The sequence below is a fragment of the Pantoea sp. NGS-ED-1003 genome (genome assembly GCF_000738765.1).
Lineage (GTDB): Bacteria > Pseudomonadota > Gammaproteobacteria > Enterobacterales > Enterobacteriaceae > Pantoea > Pantoea septica.
The window spans coordinates 278,012-294,798 of record NZ_JPQA01000006.1 but is presented as its reverse complement, the minus strand read 5'-3'; the positions used below and the strand labels follow the sequence as shown (position 1 = coordinate 294,798).

At 60.5% G+C, this 16,787-nt stretch carries 15 protein-coding genes and 1 riboswitch; of the genes, 8 read left to right on the top strand and 7 right to left on the bottom strand.

Annotated features, from left to right (window positions below; genetic code table 11):
* Positions 1-120 precede the first annotated feature (120 nt).
* Both dnaG and rpsU read right to left on the bottom strand, forming a co-directional pair.
* Positions 121-1,866, bottom strand: coding sequence for a DNA primase (dnaG, locus tag JS46_RS14420; protein ID WP_033752513.1), 1,746 nt, complete (start codon positions 1,864-1,866; stop codon positions 121-123).
* A gap of 118 nt (positions 1,867-1,984) precedes the next feature.
* Positions 1,985-2,200, bottom strand: a complete 216-nt coding sequence (rpsU, locus tag JS46_RS14415) for a 30S ribosomal protein S21 (RefSeq protein ID WP_001144069.1) — start codon at positions 2,198-2,200, stop codon at positions 1,985-1,987.
* 281 nt (positions 2,201-2,481) lie between these two features.
* On the opposite strand from rpsU, the gene tsaD reads away from it, so the two are divergent.
* Entirely contained in the window at positions 2,482-3,495 is a 1,014-nt protein-coding gene (gene tsaD, locus JS46_RS14410; RefSeq protein ID WP_033752505.1) for a tRNA (adenosine(37)-N6)-threonylcarbamoyltransferase complex transferase subunit TsaD, read from the top strand.
* 25 nt (positions 3,496-3,520) lie between these two features.
* Here the strand turns inward: tsaD and plsY are convergent, their stop codons facing one another.
* Positions 3,521-4,135 (bottom strand): glycerol-3-phosphate 1-O-acyltransferase PlsY, encoded by a 615-nt coding sequence (gene plsY, locus JS46_RS14405; protein ID WP_033752503.1) that lies wholly within the window; start codon positions 4,133-4,135, stop codon positions 3,521-3,523.
* Between the two features lie 108 nt (positions 4,136-4,243).
* Here plsY and folB point away from each other — a divergent pair, with 108 nt between their 5' ends.
* The gene (folB, locus tag JS46_RS14400) at positions 4,244-4,603 is read left to right on the top strand and encodes a bifunctional dihydroneopterin aldolase/7,8-dihydroneopterin epimerase (RefSeq protein ID WP_033752500.1); all 360 of its coding nucleotides are present in this window, start codon (positions 4,244-4,246) and stop codon (positions 4,601-4,603) included.
* 194 nt (positions 4,604-4,797) lie between these two features.
* Positions 4,798-5,616: an undecaprenyl-diphosphate phosphatase gene (gene bacA, locus JS46_RS14395; RefSeq protein WP_033752498.1), complete on the top strand. Its 819-nt coding sequence runs from the start codon at positions 4,798-4,800 to the stop codon at positions 5,614-5,616.
* A gap of 18 nt (positions 5,617-5,634) precedes the next feature.
* Here bacA and JS46_RS14390 read toward each other — a convergent pair whose 3' ends face one another.
* Positions 5,635-6,867: a multifunctional CCA addition/repair protein gene (locus JS46_RS14390; protein WP_033752495.1), complete on the bottom strand. Its 1,233-nt coding sequence runs from the start codon at positions 6,865-6,867 to the stop codon at positions 5,635-5,637.
* A gap of 168 nt (positions 6,868-7,035) precedes the next feature.
* Positions 7,036-7,656: a TIGR04211 family SH3 domain-containing protein gene (locus JS46_RS14385; protein ID WP_033752493.1), complete on the bottom strand. Its 621-nt coding sequence runs from the start codon at positions 7,654-7,656 to the stop codon at positions 7,036-7,038.
* 207 nt (positions 7,657-7,863) lie between these two features.
* On the opposite strand from JS46_RS14385, the gene JS46_RS14380 reads away from it, so the two are divergent.
* The 3 genes from JS46_RS14380 to hldE all read left to right on the top strand — a co-directional run bounded on the left by JS46_RS14380 (position 7,864) and on the right by hldE (position 13,550).
* Positions 7,864-9,174: an inorganic triphosphatase gene (locus JS46_RS14380; protein WP_033752491.1), complete on the top strand. Its 1,311-nt coding sequence runs from the start codon at positions 7,864-7,866 to the stop codon at positions 9,172-9,174.
* 25 nt (positions 9,175-9,199) lie between these two features.
* On the top strand, positions 9,200-12,049 hold the full coding sequence (gene glnE, locus JS46_RS14375) for a bifunctional [glutamate--ammonia ligase]-adenylyl-L-tyrosine phosphorylase/[glutamate--ammonia-ligase] adenylyltransferase (RefSeq protein WP_033752490.1): 2,850 nt from the start codon (positions 9,200-9,202) through the stop codon (positions 12,047-12,049).
* 76 nt (positions 12,050-12,125) lie between these two features.
* On the top strand, positions 12,126-13,550 hold the full coding sequence (hldE, locus tag JS46_RS14370) for a bifunctional D-glycero-beta-D-manno-heptose-7-phosphate kinase/D-glycero-beta-D-manno-heptose 1-phosphate adenylyltransferase HldE (RefSeq protein WP_033752489.1): 1,425 nt from the start codon (positions 12,126-12,128) through the stop codon (positions 13,548-13,550).
* A gap of 36 nt (positions 13,551-13,586) precedes the next feature.
* On the opposite strand, the gene JS46_RS14365 is transcribed toward hldE, so the two are convergent.
* Positions 13,587-13,892 carry an accessory factor UbiK family protein gene (locus tag JS46_RS14365; protein WP_033752486.1) on the bottom strand — a complete coding sequence of 102 codons (306 nt, stop codon included), beginning with the start codon at positions 13,890-13,892 and terminating at the stop codon, positions 13,587-13,589.
* Between the two features lie 172 nt (positions 13,893-14,064).
* Positions 14,065-14,212, top strand: a riboswitch (FMN riboswitch).
* 108 nt (positions 14,213-14,320) lie between these two features.
* On the opposite strand from JS46_RS14365, the gene ribB reads away from it, so the two are divergent.
* Positions 14,321-14,977 (top strand): 3,4-dihydroxy-2-butanone-4-phosphate synthase, encoded by a 657-nt coding sequence (gene ribB, locus JS46_RS14360; RefSeq protein WP_033752483.1) that lies wholly within the window; start codon positions 14,321-14,323, stop codon positions 14,975-14,977.
* 62 nt (positions 14,978-15,039) lie between these two features.
* Here the strand turns inward: ribB and zupT are convergent, their stop codons facing one another.
* Entirely contained in the window at positions 15,040-15,807 is a 768-nt protein-coding gene (gene zupT, locus JS46_RS14355; RefSeq protein ID WP_033752479.1) for a zinc transporter ZupT, read from the bottom strand.
* A gap of 191 nt (positions 15,808-15,998) precedes the next feature.
* Here zupT and ygiD point away from each other — a divergent pair, with 191 nt between their 5' ends.
* Positions 15,999-16,781, top strand: a complete 783-nt coding sequence (ygiD, locus tag JS46_RS14350) for a 4,5-DOPA dioxygenase extradiol (protein WP_033752476.1) — start codon at positions 15,999-16,001, stop codon at positions 16,779-16,781.
* The last annotated feature ends 6 nt before the right edge of the window (positions 16,782-16,787 follow it).

The following is a 16,787-nucleotide window of genomic DNA, read 5'->3' as shown; positions in this document are numbered from 1 at the left end:
TTACGTTTCCGGCTTCGCTTATCGCGTCGCTTAGCCTCGGCTTGCGGCGCATTGCCCCAGAAACGAATGGGCCAGAGATGCGCCTTAAACTACGTGCAACATTCTGACCCAGTGAAAATTCTACTTTTTCGCCAGCGCCTGGCTTAACGTCCAGAATTCGCGGCGCTCTTCCGCGCTTAAACCCTGGGTGCGATCGCGAGCGATCAGCTCTTCCAGACGCTGTTCAAGCGCGGCGTCGTAAATACTCGCCAGCGAATCATGAAACACCGCTTCAACTTCCTCATCCACTATCATGTGGTTCCACGTGGCCAAGGTTTCAAGCGTCTGACTAAAATTTGTTCCGCGATATAACTCTAGTAGCTGTCCGGTAGTCAATCCAGGATTCTCGGTGCAACGGCTGACTAATTCAGCAAACAGCGGTAGGCCGGCCATCTTTACCTGCGCCAGACCTTCAAGCGTCGGCACCAGCGTCGCAAGATGCGGGTTTTGCACCAGCAGCGCCACCAGTACGCGCATCGTGGTGCGCTTGAGCGGCGGTGCTGTCGGCGCTACGCCGCTGGGCGCCAGCTTCGGCATCAGCTTCTCTAGCTGGTTATCGTCAAGAATGCCGAGTTTATTACCCAGTTCCTGACGCATATAGATGCGCAGCGTCTCGCCGGGGATCTGGCTAATCAGCGGCAGCGCCAGGGTGCTCAGGCGCGCTTTGCCGTCGCGCGTGCTCAGATCGACCTGCGGCAGCAGCGAGTCGAACAGGAAAGAGGAGAGCGGCATCGCCTGCTCCATACGCGCTTCAAACGCCTCTTTGCCCTCTTTACGCACCAGCGTGTCCGGATCTTCGCCGTCCGGCAAAAACATAAAGCGTAGCTGACGTCCGTCATTCATGTAAGGCAATGCGGTTTCCAGCGCGCGCCAGGCGGCTTCCCGACCCGCGCGGTCGCCGTCGTAACAGCAGATCACGGTATCGGTGCTGCGGAACAGCAGCTGGATATGCTCCGCCGTCGTGGAGGTGCCCAGCGACGCCACGGCGTAATCAATGCCGAACTGCGCCAGCGCCACCACGTCCATATAGCCTTCCACCACTAACAGGCGGGCAGGCTGCGGATGATTCTTTTGCGCTTCATAGAGGCCGTAAAGCTGGCGGCCCTTATGGAAAATCGGGGTTTCCGGCGAGTTCAGGTACTTGGGCGTATCGTTGCCCAGCACGCGGCCGCCGAAACCAATTACGCGTCCGCGCTTGTCGCGGATCGGAAACATGACGCGCTCGCGAAAGCGGTCATAGGTGCGGCCCTTATCGTTGGAAACCAGCATGCCGGCTTCCATCAGGGACTCGCGATCCTCTTTATTGCTGCCGAAGCGCTTTAAAACGTTATCCCAGCCCGGCGGCGCGAAGCCGATAGCGAAATGCTCAATAACCTCGGCGCTTAAGCCGCGGTTGCTGAGATAGTCGCGCGCCGCGCGCGCATTGGACTGCGTCAGGCTCTGCTGATAAAACCCGTTAAGGTTTTCCATCAGCTGATAAAGGCTCTGGCGCTGATGGCGCTCCATCGGGCTCGGGCCGCTGCCCGCTTCATAGGGCACTTCCAGACCATGCTGCGTCGCCAGCTCTTCGATACTCTCGACAAATTCCAGCCGATCGTAATTCATCAAAAAGTCGATGGCGTTGCCGTGCGCGCCGCAGCCGAAACAGTGATAAAACTGCTTCTCGCCGTTTACGGTGAAAGAGGGGGTTTTCTCATTGTGGAAGGGACAACACGCGTGGAAGTTCTTACCCTGCTTTTTCAGCTTAACGCGGGCATCGATAAGATCCACGATATCCGTGCGGGCAAGCAGATCATTGATAAAAACGCGCGGGATTCTTCCAGCCATAAGCCCCAGTTTTTCAGCTCATAAACGGCAACAAGCCGCGCTTCCTTTCGGAAAGCACGGCCTCTTACTTGACTCTGTCTGCGTTTAACACGCGGTGGAGGCGAACCTCCGGAGGTACTTAGTACAGACGAGTGCGGCGTGCGTTTTCGCGAGCCAGTTTCTTGGCGTGACGCTTAACTGCAGACGCTTTAGCGCGCTTACGTTCTGTGGTCGGTTTTTCATAGAACTCACGACGACGAACTTCAGCCAGAACGCCTGCTTTCTCGCAGGAACGCTTGAAGCGACGCAGTGCTACGTCGAATGGCTCGTTTTCACGTACTTTAATTACCGGCATGTAACTCTCACCTCGATAAAATTCGGTTTTTGCTGCTGACTGCGGCGTCAGCACATTTCAAAATGGTGCAGCATTTTACTCCAACGCGAGTCGGTTTGTAAAGCACCATGGACAATTAAGAACCAACAGGAGCGTTTGCCGATGCGGCTGCCGGTTTATTTCAAGGGTGCGGAGTATAGCGCACTCTTTGCGCGCCACGAAATCACTTTTTGCAGCGAAAGCGTCGACGAACGCAGGCGTGGCTATGCTACACTGCGCGCCGCAAGTAAGGGGTAAGCGCTATGCGAATTCTGGGTATTGAAACATCCTGCGATGAAACCGGCATCGCAATCTATGATGACGAAGCGGGTCTGCTCGCCAATCAGCTTTACAGCCAGGTGAAACTGCACGCCGATTACGGCGGCGTGGTGCCGGAACTGGCGTCGCGCGATCACGTGCGCAAAACCGTGCCGCTGATTCAGGCGGCGCTGAAACAGGCGAACCTGCAGCCGCAGCAGATCGACGCCGTCGCCTATACGGCGGGGCCTGGCCTGGTCGGCGCGCTGCTGGTCGGCGCTACTATCGGCCGCTCGCTCGCCTTCGCGTGGAAGGTGCCTGCGGTTCCGGTACACCATATGGAAGGGCATCTGCTGGCGCCGATGCTGGAGGAAAACCCACCGCAGTTCCCGTTTGTGGCGCTGCTGGTGTCGGGCGGTCATACCCAGCTGATTAGCGTAACCGGCATTGGCGAATATGCGCTGCTGGGCGAGTCTATCGATGACGCCGCCGGCGAAGCCTTCGACAAAACCGCCAAGCTGCTGGGGCTCGACTATCCCGGCGGCCCGATGCTGTCGAAAATGGCGCAGCAGGGCGTGGCGGGACGTTTTACCTTCCCGCGTCCGATGACCGATCGTCCCGGACTCGACTTTAGCTTTTCCGGCCTGAAGACCTTTGCCGCCAATACCATTCGCGAGAATGCGGACGACGCGCAAACGCGCGCCGACATCGCCCGCGCCTTCGAGGATGCGGTGGTCGATACGCTGATGATCAAGTGCAAGCGCGCGCTGGAGCAAACCGGCTTTAAGCGGCTGGTAATCGCGGGCGGCGTCAGCGCCAACCGCACGCTGCGCGAGCGGATGGCGCAGATGATGCAGGCGCGCGGCGGAGAAGTCTTCTATGCCCGTCCTGAGTTCTGCACCGACAACGGCGCGATGATCGCCTATGCGGGCATGGTGCGTCTGAAGGGCGGCACGCGCGGCGGGCTGGGCGTCAGCGTACGGCCTCGCTGGCCGCTGGCGGAACTGCCGGCTATCTAACGTAAAAAAGCCGGCATCGCCGGCTTTATTTCTTCTCTTCTTCGCGCGCTTTCTTGCGCTTCCAGATTTTACTCTCCTGCCCGCGCCACAGCCGCTGAATATTGTCGTGATGACGCAGCAAAATCAGGCATGACAGCATCGACACCGGAAAGGTGAACTGCGGCTTAAACCACCAGACGTAAAAAGGCGCAATCAGCGCGCTGACGATGGCGCCCAGCGACGAATAGCCGCTCAGCAGCACCGTCAGCAGCCAGGTACCGGTCATCAGCCCGGTTAAATCCCAGCCGATAGGCGCGATGGCGCCCAGCGCGGTGGCGACGCCTTTGCCGCCGCGAAAGCGAAAAAAGACCGGATAGATATGGCCGAGACAGGCCGCGATAGCGGTAAGGCCAAGATAAAGCGGCGCGAGATGCAGCAGATAGGCCAGCCAGACCGGCACCATGCCTTTGAGAATATCGAAAATCAAAACGCAGGCCGCAGCGGCTTTGCCGCCGATGCGCAACACGTTGGTCGCGCCAGGATTACCTGAACCCTGAGTACGCGGATCGGGCAGTCCGGCGATTTTGCAGACCAGAATGGCGCTCGAAATCGAACCGCAAAGATACGCGAAAAAAATCATACCAGGCGCGATAGCACTCATATTACCGTACCGTTTCCTTTAGGGTCGTTTTGTCTTCGTGAACCGTGGATAATACGCATTATATGCCGGAAGTGGTATCCGGCTTAGCCAAAAACAGAGACTGTCATCATGGATATCGTTTTTATCGAGCAACTCACGGTGTACACCACCATTGGCGTTTACGACTGGGAACAGGGCATTCAGCAGAAGCTGGTGCTCGATGTCGAAATGGCGTGGGACAATCGGCTGGCGGCGCGCAGCGACGATGTAAACGACTGTCTGAGCTACGCCGACGTCTCTGAGGCGATCCTCACGCACCTGAGCGGCACGCGTTTCGCGCTGGTGGAGCGGGTAGCGGAGGAAATCGCGGACCTGCTGATGACCCGTTTCAGCACGCCAGGCGTGCGCATTAAAGTCGCCAAACCGGGCGCGGTGGCGCAGGCAAACCAGGTGGGCGTGCGCATCGAGCGCGGGACTATTCCTAAATGAATACGTTGTGATTGCCATCACAATGAAACCAACCCAAATTATTGTCTGTCATAACAGGCGCCGTTGCGTTGTGAAACGCACAGGTCGCCGAAAGCCTTAAGGTTTCCCTCAGGCAGGCGATGGCAAAATTTCAGGCGGAAGCAGACTCGCAACCGCCTTTTTAATGGGTTTGAAACGGATATAAGGAAAATGTGATGGCAGATATTCATCAGCTTTGGGTGGCTGCATTCCTGGGCATCGTGGAGGGGCTGACGGAGTTTCTGCCGGTCTCCTCCACGGGGCACATGATTATTGTCGGCCACCTGCTGGGTTTTGAAGGCGATAAAGCGGAAACCTTCGAAGTGGTGATCCAGCTCGGGTCCATTCTTGCGGTTGTGGTGATGTTCTGGCGTCGTCTCTTTGGCTTAATCGGCATTCACTTCGGCCAGGTGAAGCATGAAGGAGTAGGTCGCGGCCATCTGACGCTGATCCATATCCTGCTGGGCATGATCCCGGCTGTGGTCATCGGGCTGCTGCTGCATGACCAGATCAAAACGCTGTTTAACCCGATCAACGTAATGTACGCGCTGGTAGTCGGCGGCGTACTGCTGCTGGTGGCGGAATACCTGAAGCCGAAACAGCCGAAAGCGGTGGGCATTGACGATATCACTTATCGCCAGGCCTTTATGATCGGCTGCTTCCAGTGCCTCGCGCTCTGGCCGGGCTTCTCTCGCTCCGGCGCCACTATTTCCGGCGGCATGCTGATGGGCGTCAGCCGCTACGCGGCGTCGGAGTTCTCGTTTATCCTCGCCGTGCCGATGATGATGGGCGCTACCGGCCTCGATCTCTATAAAAGCATCGGTTTCCTGACGATGAACGATCTGCCGATGTTCGCCGTCGGCTTCGTGACCGCCTTCGTCGTGGCGCTGATTGCCATCAAGGCCTTCCTTGAGCTGATCAAGCGTATCTCGTTCGTCTCGTTCGCCATCTACCGCTTTATCGTCGCGGCAGCGGTCTACGCCATCTTTATGTAACGCCTGCGCGGCCAGCAATCAGGCTGGCCGCATCTCTGCAATGCCCTGCGCCACGGCGACGATACGACGCCGCGTCAGCTCCTCTCTCACATCTGCCCCTTTAAAACCCGCCTCGATAACCGCTTTGGTCGGCACCGACTGCGCCAGCGCGAACGCCTGACGCAGGTAGTCGCCCTGCGGATAGGGCATGCTCTCAAGGCCAGCGCGGCCGCGCGCGTCCGCTTCGCTGGTCAGCGCGATTTGCTCAACCCGATGCGGCTTGCGCCAGGCGTCGATGCGGTCGAACAATGCCACTAAAGCGTCCGCCGACTGACGTTCGATGGTATGCACCACGTCGTGGAATTCGGTAACGATCAGCGCCAGATCGCGAATGGCGTTGGGCACGCGCAGACGCTGGCAGAGCGCTTCCACCAGCGGCACGCCCGCGGCGCCGTGGCCGTGATGGCTCGGCCACTTCTCCGGCGGCGTCAGCGCCTTGCCGACGTCGTGGAACAGCGTGGCGAAACGCACATCGATCTCGTCCGACAGCGACGCCGCCAGCGTCAGCGTCATCAGGGTGTGCACGCCGGTATCGATCTCCGGATGCCACTTCGCTGGCGCGGGAATGCCGAACAGTCTGTCGAGCTCGGGGAACAGCACCTCAAGCGCGCCGCAGTCGCGCAGCGTCTGGAAGTAAACCTGCGGATTGCGCGAGGTTAGCGCCTTCTCCGTCTCTTTCCAGACGCGCTCGGCGGTAAGGTGGCTCAGCTCGCCGCTGGCCGCCATCTGGCGCATCAGCGCCTGGGTCTCGTCGGCAATGCGGAAGTTAAGGTGGGCGAAACGCGCCGCAAAGCGCGCCACGCGCAGCACGCGCAGCGGATCTTCGTTAAAGGCGTCAGAAACGTGGCGCAGCAGACGCGCCTGCAGATCGCGCTCGCCGTGAAAGGGATCGATCAGCTCGCCGTTTTCCCGCTGCGCGATGGCGTTGATGGTCAGGTCGCGGCGTTGCAGATCCTGCTCCAGCGTCACGTCGGGTGCGGACCAGGTGACGAAGCCGGTATAGCCGTTGCCGCTTTTGCGTTCGGTGCGCGCCAGCGCGTATTCTTCACGGCTTTGCGGATGCAGAAAGACCGGAAAATCGCGACCGACCTGCTGAAAGCCCTGCGCCAGCATCGCCTCCGGCGTCGCGCCGACCACTACCCAGTCCCGGTCTTTAACCGGCAGTTTTAACAGCGCATCGCGAACGGCGCCGCCTACTAAATACGTCTTCACTCAACAACTCCAGAGATAATAAAAAGGCGCGCCGGACGGCACATCCGCCGCTAAACATTCAGCGCGCTTGTTGCTCTATTGTTGCACACAATGGCCAGATTGCAGGCATGACGAAAAGGGCATCAAAGGATGCCCCTGGCGCACGGAACGCAAAACGCGGGAAAAAACTTAGTTCATCCAGCGATCTTTTTTCTTACGGCGCGGCACCATATGCGGCAGCACCAGACCCAGCAGCAGGCCGACGCCCAGCACGCCGCCGCCATACATAAACCACTGCATGATGATGGTGCGCTGCTTGTCATCCAGCTGAACGTTGGCGGCGCTGACTTTTTTCTGCGCCACGATCAGCTCGTTTTTCAGCTTCTGGTTCTCTTCTTTCAGCCCGTTGATGACGCTGTCGCTATTGGCGACCTTGTTCTGCATCTCGGCGGTGCGCTGGTTCCAGCTGTTGTCGATATTGCCCAGCTTCGCGGTCAGATCTTTGACCTGCTGCTCCAGCTGCGGCACGCGGGTGCGCAGGCTCGGTTCTGCGCTGAGCTGCGACAGCGGGATCCAGACGGTACGGCCTTCCGAATCGCGGATCTGGCCGTAGTTGGTATCGTTGTTGGTCTGCACCAGCTGCACTTCTTCGCCCGCGTTCAGCTTGCCGAGCAGGCGATACTGATCGCCCGGTCCGCTGCGAACCCAGGTGGATAATTCGTCGGAGATGTAGCGTTTTTCATCTGCATGGGCTGGTGCGAGCGTGCTGATAGCCAGCAAGGTAAGGCCTGCGATTACAATTTTTTTCATTCGATGTCGTTTTAGCTTGGGGGTCTGTAAATTTACCGGCACAGTCTGGAACCGCCTCGCATAAATCTGAATGAGAACTATCCTGGTCTCATTTCCCTGCGAAAAGGGTAGCGAAAGCGCAAAGAAAGCCGAGACAGCCTGCCTTCTGTGCATTACTCTTCGCCAGATAATCCTCGTAAGTGCCAGCAGCGTATTGAATAAAAAATTATGACCATCGAAATCGAACTAAAGTTCATTGCCACGCCTGACGTCGCCAGCAAGCTGACGCAGGCTCTCGCCGCTTACCCGCACCAGCATCAGGCCGCGCGGGCGCTAAGCAACATCTATTTTGAGACAGATGACAACCAGCTGCGCCGCTGGGATATGGGCCTGCGCATTCGCGGCGTTGATGGTCACCATGAGATGACGCTGAAGAGCGCCGGGAAAACGCTCGGCGGCCTGCATCAGCGCGCGGAATATAACATCGACCTGCCCGAGGCGAAGCTCGATATCGCGCGGCTGCCCGCCGAGGTCTGGCCGCAGGGCACCGACGTCGCCGCGCTGCAGCAGCGCCTGCAGCCGCTCTTTAGCACCCATTTCCAGCGCGAAACCTGGCTGGTTCAGGTAGGCGAAAGCGAAGTGGAAGTAGCATTCGATCGCGGCGCGGTCGCCACGGAGACGCTGAGCGAAGATCTGTTTGAAGTGGAGCTGGAACTGAAAAGCGGCCAGCGCGGCGACATGATGACCTTCGCCCGCGAGCTGATCGCCATCGGCGGCCTGCGTCTCGGCAGTCTGAGCAAAGCGGCGCGCGGCTATCAGCTGGCGCAGGGCAACCCGCCGCGACCGCTGCGTCCGTTCCCGCTGCTGAAAGCCGCGCCGAAAGCGACGGTGGAAGAGGGGATGGTGACCGCGATGTCGAGCGCCCTGAGCCACTGGCAATACCATGAAGAAGTCTGGCTGCGCGGCAACGCCGAGGCGCAGCGCAGCGTCGTCGAAGCGCTGGAAGCGCTGCGTCAGGCTTTCTCTCTGTTTGGCGCACTGGTGCCGCGCAAGGCGAGCAGCGAGCTGCGCCAGAAGCTCACGACGCTGGAAGAGACCCTCGCCGAGCCGGTTAAAGATGCGCAGGCGCTGAGCTTCTCGTCGCTCTCTGTAGAGACCCAGTTAGCGCTCACTCACTGGCTGGTGGAGTCGCAGTGGCGGCGCTGGATCGATGCCAAAAACCAGGCGAAGCTCGATGGCTCCTTCAAGCGTTTCAGCGACATCATGCTGAGCCGCATCGCAGCCGATCTTAAAGAGACCTTCAGCGACGTGCAGCAGCTGAACGAATATCACGACAAGGCGACGCGCCTGTCGCGTCAGCTGCTGGCGGTGCATCTGCTGGCAGGCGCCTACCCGGCGGAAGCCGTTTCCGTCTGGCTGGCGCCGTGGCAGCAGCTGCAACAGTCTATAGCGCAAAATCAGGAGCACTGGCTGCGATCGCTGGCGAACCAGGCGATTCGCCAGCCGGCTTTCTGGCTGAACAGCAGCGCGCCACGATGATCTGACCCATCAGGGAGAGAAGACGTTGTTAGAGTTACCCGCTGAATTACAGGCGCAGGCGGCCAGCGCGGCCGAGCGCCTTGGCGTCGCTGCCGACGCCTTAACCGACGCGCAGCGCGCCGCGCTGGCGTTCAGTGATTTCATCGCCGAGAACCTGCAACGTCACCCTGAATGGTGGCTGGCGATCCAGCAGCAGGCGCCACAGCCGGAGGAGTGGCAGCACTATGCGCGCTGGCTGGATGACGACCTCGCCGCGGTAGACAGCGAGGCGGCGCTGATGCGCGCGCTGCGGCTGTTTCGCCGCCGCATGCTGGTGCGGGTCGCCTGGATGCAGTGTCTGGGCGAAGCCAGCACCGAACAGAGCCTGCGGCAGCTTAGCGTGCTGGCGGAGGTGCTGATCGGCCGCGCGCGCGACTGGGTCTACCAGGCGTGCTGCCAGGATTTCGGCACGCCCTGCAACAGCGCGGGCGAACCGCAGCCGATGCTGATCCTCGGCATGGGCAAGCTGGGCGGCGGCGAACTCAACTTCTCTTCCGATATCGATCTGATCTTCGCCTGGCCGGAAAACGGCGCGACGCGCGGCGGACGACGCGAGCTGGATAACGCGCAGTTCTTCACGCGCATGGGGCAGCGGCTGATCAAGGTGCTGGATCAGCCCACCATGGACGGCTTCGTCTACCGCGTCGATATGCGGCTGCGCCCTTTCGGCGACAGCGGCCCGCTGGTGCTGAGCTTCGCCGCGCTGGAAGATTACTACCAGGAGCAGGGCCGCGACTGGGAGCGCTATGCGATGGTCAAGGCGCGCCTGATGGGCGACGATCAGGATCGCTGGAGCCAGGAGCTGCAGCAGATGCTGCGCCCCTTTATCTATCGCCGCTATATCGACTTCAGCGTGATTCAGTCGCTGCGCAATATGAAAAGCATGATCACCCGCGAAGTGCGGCGGCGCGGGCTGACCAACAATATCAAGCTGGGCGCGGGCGGCATTCGCGAAACCGAATTTATCGTGCAGGTCTTTCAGCTGATACGCGGCGGGCGTGAGCGCTCGCTACAGCTGCGTTCTCTGCTGCCGACGCTTGCAGCCATCGGTGAGCTGGGGCTGCTGACGCCGGAGCAGGTCGCGACGCTGCGCGACGCTTACCTCTTCCTGCGTCGTCTGGAGAATCTGCTGCAAAGCCTCAATGACGAACAGACCCAGACGCTGCCGGACGATGCGCTTAACCGCGCGCGGCTCGCCTGGGCGATGAACGCCGAGAGCTGGCCCACGCTGACGGCGCAGCTTGAGACGCATATGGCGGCGGTGCGCGCCATTTTCGACGAGCTAATTGGCGAAGATATTCCCGAAATAAGCGATCAGCCGGAGCTGCTGGAATTCAGCGGCATGTGGCAGGATTCGCTCGAAGATGCCGAGCTGGCGCCGCTGGTGCCGCAGCTCGACGATGAACAGCGCCGGACGCTGCATCGCGCGCTGGACGATTTTCGCCAGGACATCAGCCGCCGCACCATCGGGCCGCGCGGACGGCTGGCGATCGACCAGCTGATGCCGCGGCTGCTGAGCGAAGTCTGTCCGCGCGACGACGCCGCGGTCACCTTCAGCCGCCTTGTTCCGCTCTTGCTGGGCGTACTCACGCGCAGTACCTATCTGGAGCTGCTTACCGAATATCACGGCGCCCTGCGGCACCTGATCCGCCTGTGCGCGGCGTCGCCGATGATCGCCAGCCAGCTGGCGCGCTATCCGCTGCTGCTGGATGAGCTGCTCGATCCCGCCACGCTCTATCAGCCGACCGCCACCGACGCCTATCGCGATGAGCTGCGCCAGTATCTGATGCGCATCCCGGTAGATGATGAAGAGCAGCAGCTGGAGGCGGTGCGTCAGTTCAAGCAGGCGCAGCTGCTGCGCATTGCGGCGGCGGATATCGCCGGTACGCTGCCGGTTATGAAAGTGAGCGATCACTTAACATGGCTGGCGGAAGCTATCATCGAATCGGTAGTGCAGCAGGCGTGGCAGATGATGGTGCAGCGCTATGGCCGGCCGCAGCATCTGAAAAACGAGCACGAGCACGAGCGCGGCTTCGCGGTGCTGGGCTACGGCAAGCTGGGCGGCTGGGAGCTGGGCTACAGCTCCGATCTCGATCTGGTGTTTCTGCATGACTGCCCGGCAGAGACGGTCACTGACGGCGAGCGCAGCATCGACGGCCGTCAGTTCTATCTGCGCCTGGCGCAGCGCATTATGCATCTCTTCAGCACGCGCACCGCTTCGGGGATCCTCTACGAAGTGGACGCACGGCTGCGCCCTTCCGGCGCCGCAGGCATGCTGGTCAGCACCTTTGACGCCTTTGACGAGTATCAGCGCCACGAGGCCTGGACCTGGGAGCATCAGGCGCTGGTGCGCGCCCGCGTGGTGTTTGGCGATGAGGCGCTCGCGGGGCGCTTTAACGCTATCCGCCGCGCCATTCTCTGCCTGCCGCGCGCGCCGAAGGCGCTGCAAAAAGAGGTGCGCGAGATGCGCGAAAAAATGCGCGCGCACCTCAGCAACCGGCACAAAGGGCGCTGGGAGATCAAAACCGATGAGGGCGGCATTACCGACATTGAATTCATCGCGCAATATTTTGTCTTAGCCTGGGCCGCCGAGCAGCCCGAGCTGACGCGCTGGTCCGACAACGTACGCATATTCGAACTGGCGGCGCGCTACGACAAAATGCCGGAGGCGGAAGCGCAGGCGTTGACGCATGCCTACGTGACGCTGCGCGACGCGCTGCATCATCTGGCGCTGCAGGAGCTGCCCGGCCACGTCGAGCCGGACGCCTTCGCCGCCGAGCGGCAAACCGTAATGGCGAGCTGGCAGCGCTGGCTGGCGTCGCCGCCCGCACCTTAAAGCGCCTGTTGATAGCGCAGATCGCATCTGTGCTATCATCCGCGCACTATTTTTACTGCAGTCTGGAGTGTCTGGAATGAAAGTTACTTTGCCCGCGTTCGACCGTGCTTCGGTACTGGTTGTAGGCGATGTGATGTTGGATCGCTACTGGTATGGCCCAACCAGCCGTATCTCTCCTGAAGCGCCGGTGCCGGTGGTAAAAGTGGACGCTATCGAAGAGCGTCCCGGTGGCGCGGCAAACGTGGCGATGAACATTGCAGCGCTGGGTGCCGCCTCGCAGCTGATCGGCTTGACCGGCGAAGATGATGCGGCGCGCGTGCTGAGCGAAACGCTGAAAAACGTCAACGTTCGCTGTGACTTCGTGGCGGTCAAAACCCATCCCACCATTACCAAACTGCGCGTGCTGTCGCGCAACCAGCAGCTGCTGCGCCTCGATTTCGAAGAGGGGTTCGAGCAGGTCGATCCAGAGCCGATCCATCAGCGCCTGCGTCAGTCGCTGGCGGCCGCCGGCGCGCTGGTGCTCTCCGACTATGCGAAAGGGGCGCTCGCCAGCGTGCAGACCATGATTCGCCTGGCGCGCGAGGCTAACGTGCCGGTGCTGATCGATCCCAAAGGCACCGACTTCGAGCGCTATCGCGGCGCCACGCTGCTGACGCCAAACCTGTCAGAGTTCGAAGCGGTGGTCGGCAAATGTAAAAACGAAGAGGAGATCGTCAGCCGCGGCATGCAGCTGGTGGCGGATTATGAGCTCTCGGCGCTGCTGGTGACGCGCTCTGAAAATGGCATGACGCTGCTGCAGCCTGGCAAAGCGCCGCTTCATCTGCCGACGCAGGCGCAGGAAGTGTTCGACGTGACCGGCGCGGGCGATACCGTAATCGGCGTGCTGGCGGCGACCCTGGCGGCAGGCGACTCCCTTGAGGATGCCTGCTTTATGGCGAACGCGGCGGCGGGCGTCGTGGTCGGCAAGCTGGGCACCTCGACCGTGAGTCCGGTCGAGCTGGAAAACGCCATTCATGCGCGTCCGGAAGAGGGCTTCGGCATTATGAACGAAGCGCAGCTTAAAATCGCGGTCGAGCAAGCGCGCAAGCGCGGCGAGAAAGTGGTGATGACCAACGGCGTGTTCGACATTCTGCATGCGGGCCACGTCTCTTACCTGGCCAATGCGCGCAAGCTGGGCGATCGCCTGATTGTGGCGGTCAACAGCGATGCTTCGACGAAGCGCCTGAAAGGCAGCAGCCGTCCGGTGAATCCGCTGGTCAATCGCATGATTGTGCTCGGCGCGCTGGAAGCGGTGGACTGGGTCGTGGCGTTTGAAGAGGATACGCCGCAGCGCCTGATCGCCAGCGTGTTGCCGGATCTGCTGGTAAAAGGCGGCGATTACAAGCCGGAAGATATCGCGGGCAGCAAAGAGGTGTGGGCCAACGGCGGCGACGTGCGCGTGCTGAATTTCGAGGACGGCATCTCAACCACCAACATTATTAAAACCATTCGCGGCGAGTAGTGATGCGGGCGGGCGCATCGCGCCCGCCGTTAAAGCTTACTGCGGGGTGTCGATCTTGCCTGCCGGATCGGGCGTAACGACCGCTGGAGCGGGCGCGGAAGGCTGATGGCTTTCCAGCTGCGCCAGGCGCTGCTCCAGCGCGGCCAGCTTTTCACGCGTGCGCAGCAGCACCTGCGTCTGCACGTCAAACTCTTCACGATTGACCAAATCCATACGCGTCAGCTGCGCCTGCAGAACCTGGCGAATTTTCTTTTCGACATCGTCGCCAAATTCACGAATCCCTTTCGGCATCGCCTCGTGCACCTGACGCGCAAGTTGTTCAATTTTTTTCGTGTCGATCATGATGATTTCCTGGTTTCGTGTTGCTGGGGACAGCAGGGGGTGGAGCCTGATAATGGATAAGTGTAATGCCTGAAACGAAAAGGTTAAACCCGAAATCGACATGGCAGGAAATGCAAAAGCATTTGCGGTTTTGTTGATTGCCCGACCTGTTGAATGGCGCTATAGTGATTTTGCTTATTCTCAGGGCGGGGCGAAATTCCCCACCGGCGGTAAATCAGCGTGAGCTGAAAGCCCGCGAGCGCTTCCCGGCAACGGGAAGGTCAGCAGATCCGGTGTAATTCCGGGGCCGACGGTTAAAGTCCGGATGGGAGAGGGTAACGACATCTGCCGGGCTACGCCCGCTTCGCGTTATTGCCATGTCTTGATGACATCACTCCTAAGCTCGCCCTGATTCTGGTAACTCATATATTTTATAAGGTTTTATTACCATGAATCAGACGCTTCTTTCTGAATTTGGCACGCCGGAACAGCGTGTAGAACGTGCAGTCGCTGCGCTCCGTGAGGGACGCGGCGTGATGGTGCTTGACGACGAAGACCGTGAAAACGAAGGCGATATGATCTTCGCAGCGGAAACCATGACCGTTGAGCAGATGGCGCTCACCATTCGCCACGGCAGCGGCATTGTCTGCCTTTGCCTGACGGAAGAACGCCGTCAGCAGCTTGAGCTGCCGATGATGGTGGAGACCAACACCAGCGCCTACGGCACCGGTTTTACCGTGACCATTGAGGCCGCTGAAGGGGTCACCACCGGCGTATCCGCGCAGGATCGCATCACGACCATTCGCGCAGCGATCGCTGACAACGCAAAGCCGAGCGATCTTAATCGTCCCGGCCACGTCTTCCCGCTGCGCGCGCGCGACGGCGGCGTGCTGACGCGCGGCGGCCATACCGAAGCGACCATCGATTTGGTGACGCTGGCGGGCTTTAAGCCGGCGGGCGTGCTGTGTGAACTGACCAATGACGACGGCACCATGGCGCACGCGCCGGAAGCTATCACCTTTGCCAAAGCGAACAATATGCCGGTCGTCACCATTGAAGACCTGGTGGCGTATCGCCGCGCGCATGAGACGCGTCAGGCCAGCTAAGCTGCGCTGCTGACCAACGAAAAACGGGCCGCTTAGCGGCCCGTTTTGTTTGTAGCTGGCGCTTAGCCCAGCTCGCTTACCTGCAGCAGCGCCAGGCTCGCACCCATCACCGTCATGCCGCAGAGCACGCCGTAACTCGGGTTGTTATGGGGATCGATCTCGCGCGCCAGCGGCATCAGCTCGTCCACCGACAGCGCCACCATAATACCGGCGACGGCCGCCATCACCGCGGCGATCGCTACCGGCGACATCATCGGGCCGAGCAGCGCAAACGCCAGCAACCCGCCGAGGATCTCCGCCATGCCGGAGACGCAGGCCCAGAATAGCGCTTTGCTTTTCGAGCCGGTTGCGGCGTACATCGGGCCGGCTACCGCCAGACCTTCGGGAATGTTGTGGATCGCCACCGCCAGCGCGATGCCCAGCCCCAGCTCCATATCGCTGCTGGCGGTGACATAGGTGGCGACGCCTTCAGGGAAGTTATGCAGGCTGATGCCCAGCGTCAGCAGGATCGCCGTGCGGCGCAGCTTCGCCGGATGACGCTGCGCCGTCATTAGATCCTGCGGATGCTGATGCGGCAGCAGGCGATCCAGTGCGAAATAGCCGACCAGGCCCAGCATAAACATGCCGTATCCGAGTATCGGCGATATCCCCTCGGTACGCAGCGCGGTCGGCAGCATCTCCATCAGCGAAATCAGCAGCATGATCCCGGCGGCGAAGCCGAGCGCGAACGCCAGCATGCGGTTAGAGGGCTTTTGTCCCAGCACGCCGAATAGTGCACCGATAAACGTAGCGCCGCCAGCCAGAATGGTAAGCAGCAAAGGAACCGACATCGCACTCTCCTTAATGATAATCATTCGCATAAAGTTAGCGATAACCCCACGGAAGGTCGAGTTATTTTTGGTAAAGAAGTGTCGGCCAAAAGTTATTCAAATTCACTGATGCTCTTCATCATGCTTATGCGCGTTTCCGGCACTGTTAAAGGGCGTATCGTTGTCCCATTGAGAATGAGTGAGGATGGACAATGCAACAGACGATGCCTGCGCTGTTTTTAGGTCACGGCAGCCCGATGAACGTGCTGGAAGAGAACCGCTACACCCAGGCCTGGCGTCATGCAGGCGAGACGCTGCCGCGCCCGCGCGCCATTATCGCGGTATCGGCACACTGGTACACGCGCGGCACGGCGGTCACGGCGATGGAAGATCCGCGTACCATTCACGACTTCGGCGGCTTCCCGCAGGCGCTGTTCGACACGCGCTATCCGGCGCCGGGCTCGCCCGGGCTGGCGCAGGAGATCGCCGATGCGCTCGCGCCGACACCGGTGCGCTTCGACCACGAATGGGGGTTCGATCACGGCTCCTGGGGCGTGCTGATCAAGATGTATCCAGACGCCGATATTCCTGTGGTGCAGCTGAGCGTCGATGCGACGCAGCCGCCCGCCTGGCATTTTGAGCAGGGCAAAAAGCTGGCGGCGCTGCGCGACAGCGGCGTGATGATCGTGGCCAGCGGCAACGTGGTGCATAACCTGCGTAAGGTGCGCTGGGACGAAACGGCGGAAGCCTGGCCCTGGGCGCAGCGCTTCAATCAGTTCGTACGGGATAATCTGGACTATCAGGGCAGCACCGAGGCGCATCCGCTGGTGAACTTTATGCAGCATCCAGATGCGGCGCTGTCGAATCCGACGCCGGAACACTACCTGCCGCTGCTCTATGTGCTGGGCGCGCGTCAGGCCGGCGAGCCGGTGACCGTGCCGGTAGAGGGCCTGGAGATGGGCGCTATCAGCATGCTGTCGGTGCAGGTAGGCTAAGCGAAG

Bases quoted from the DNA above. Each gene is read 5' to 3' on its own strand.
- hldE (WP_033752489.1), top strand. From the start codon at position 12,126: ATGAAAGTTACTTTGCCCGCGTTCGACCGTGCTTCGGTACTGGTTGTA.
- bacA (WP_033752498.1), top strand. From the start codon at position 4,798: ATGGCAGATATTCATCAGCTTTGGGTGGCTGCATTCCTGGGCATCGTG.
- rpsU (WP_001144069.1), bottom strand. From the start codon at position 2,200: ATGCCGGTAATTAAAGTACGTGAAAACGAGCCATTCGACGTAGCACTG.
- plsY (WP_033752503.1), bottom strand. From the start codon at position 4,135: ATGAGTGCTATCGCGCCTGGTATGATTTTTTTCGCGTATCTTTGCGGT.
- ygiD (WP_033752476.1), top strand. From the start codon at position 15,999: ATGCAACAGACGATGCCTGCGCTGTTTTTAGGTCACGGCAGCCCGATG.
- zupT (WP_033752479.1), bottom strand. From the start codon at position 15,807: ATGTCGGTTCCTTTGCTGCTTACCATTCTGGCTGGCGGCGCTACGTTT.
- folB (WP_033752500.1), top strand. From the start codon at position 4,244: ATGGATATCGTTTTTATCGAGCAACTCACGGTGTACACCACCATTGGC.
- dnaG (WP_033752513.1), bottom strand. From the start codon at position 1,866: ATGGCTGGAAGAATCCCGCGCGTTTTTATCAATGATCTGCTTGCCCGC.
- tsaD (WP_033752505.1), top strand. From the start codon at position 2,482: ATGCGAATTCTGGGTATTGAAACATCCTGCGATGAAACCGGCATCGCA.
- JS46_RS14380 (WP_033752491.1), top strand. From the start codon at position 7,864: ATGACCATCGAAATCGAACTAAAGTTCATTGCCACGCCTGACGTCGCC.
- JS46_RS14385 (WP_033752493.1), bottom strand. From the start codon at position 7,656: ATGAAAAAAATTGTAATCGCAGGCCTTACCTTGCTGGCTATCAGCACG.
- ribB (WP_033752483.1), top strand. From the start codon at position 14,321: ATGAATCAGACGCTTCTTTCTGAATTTGGCACGCCGGAACAGCGTGTA.
- JS46_RS14365 (WP_033752486.1), bottom strand. From the start codon at position 13,892: ATGATCGACACGAAAAAAATTGAACAACTTGCGCGTCAGGTGCACGAG.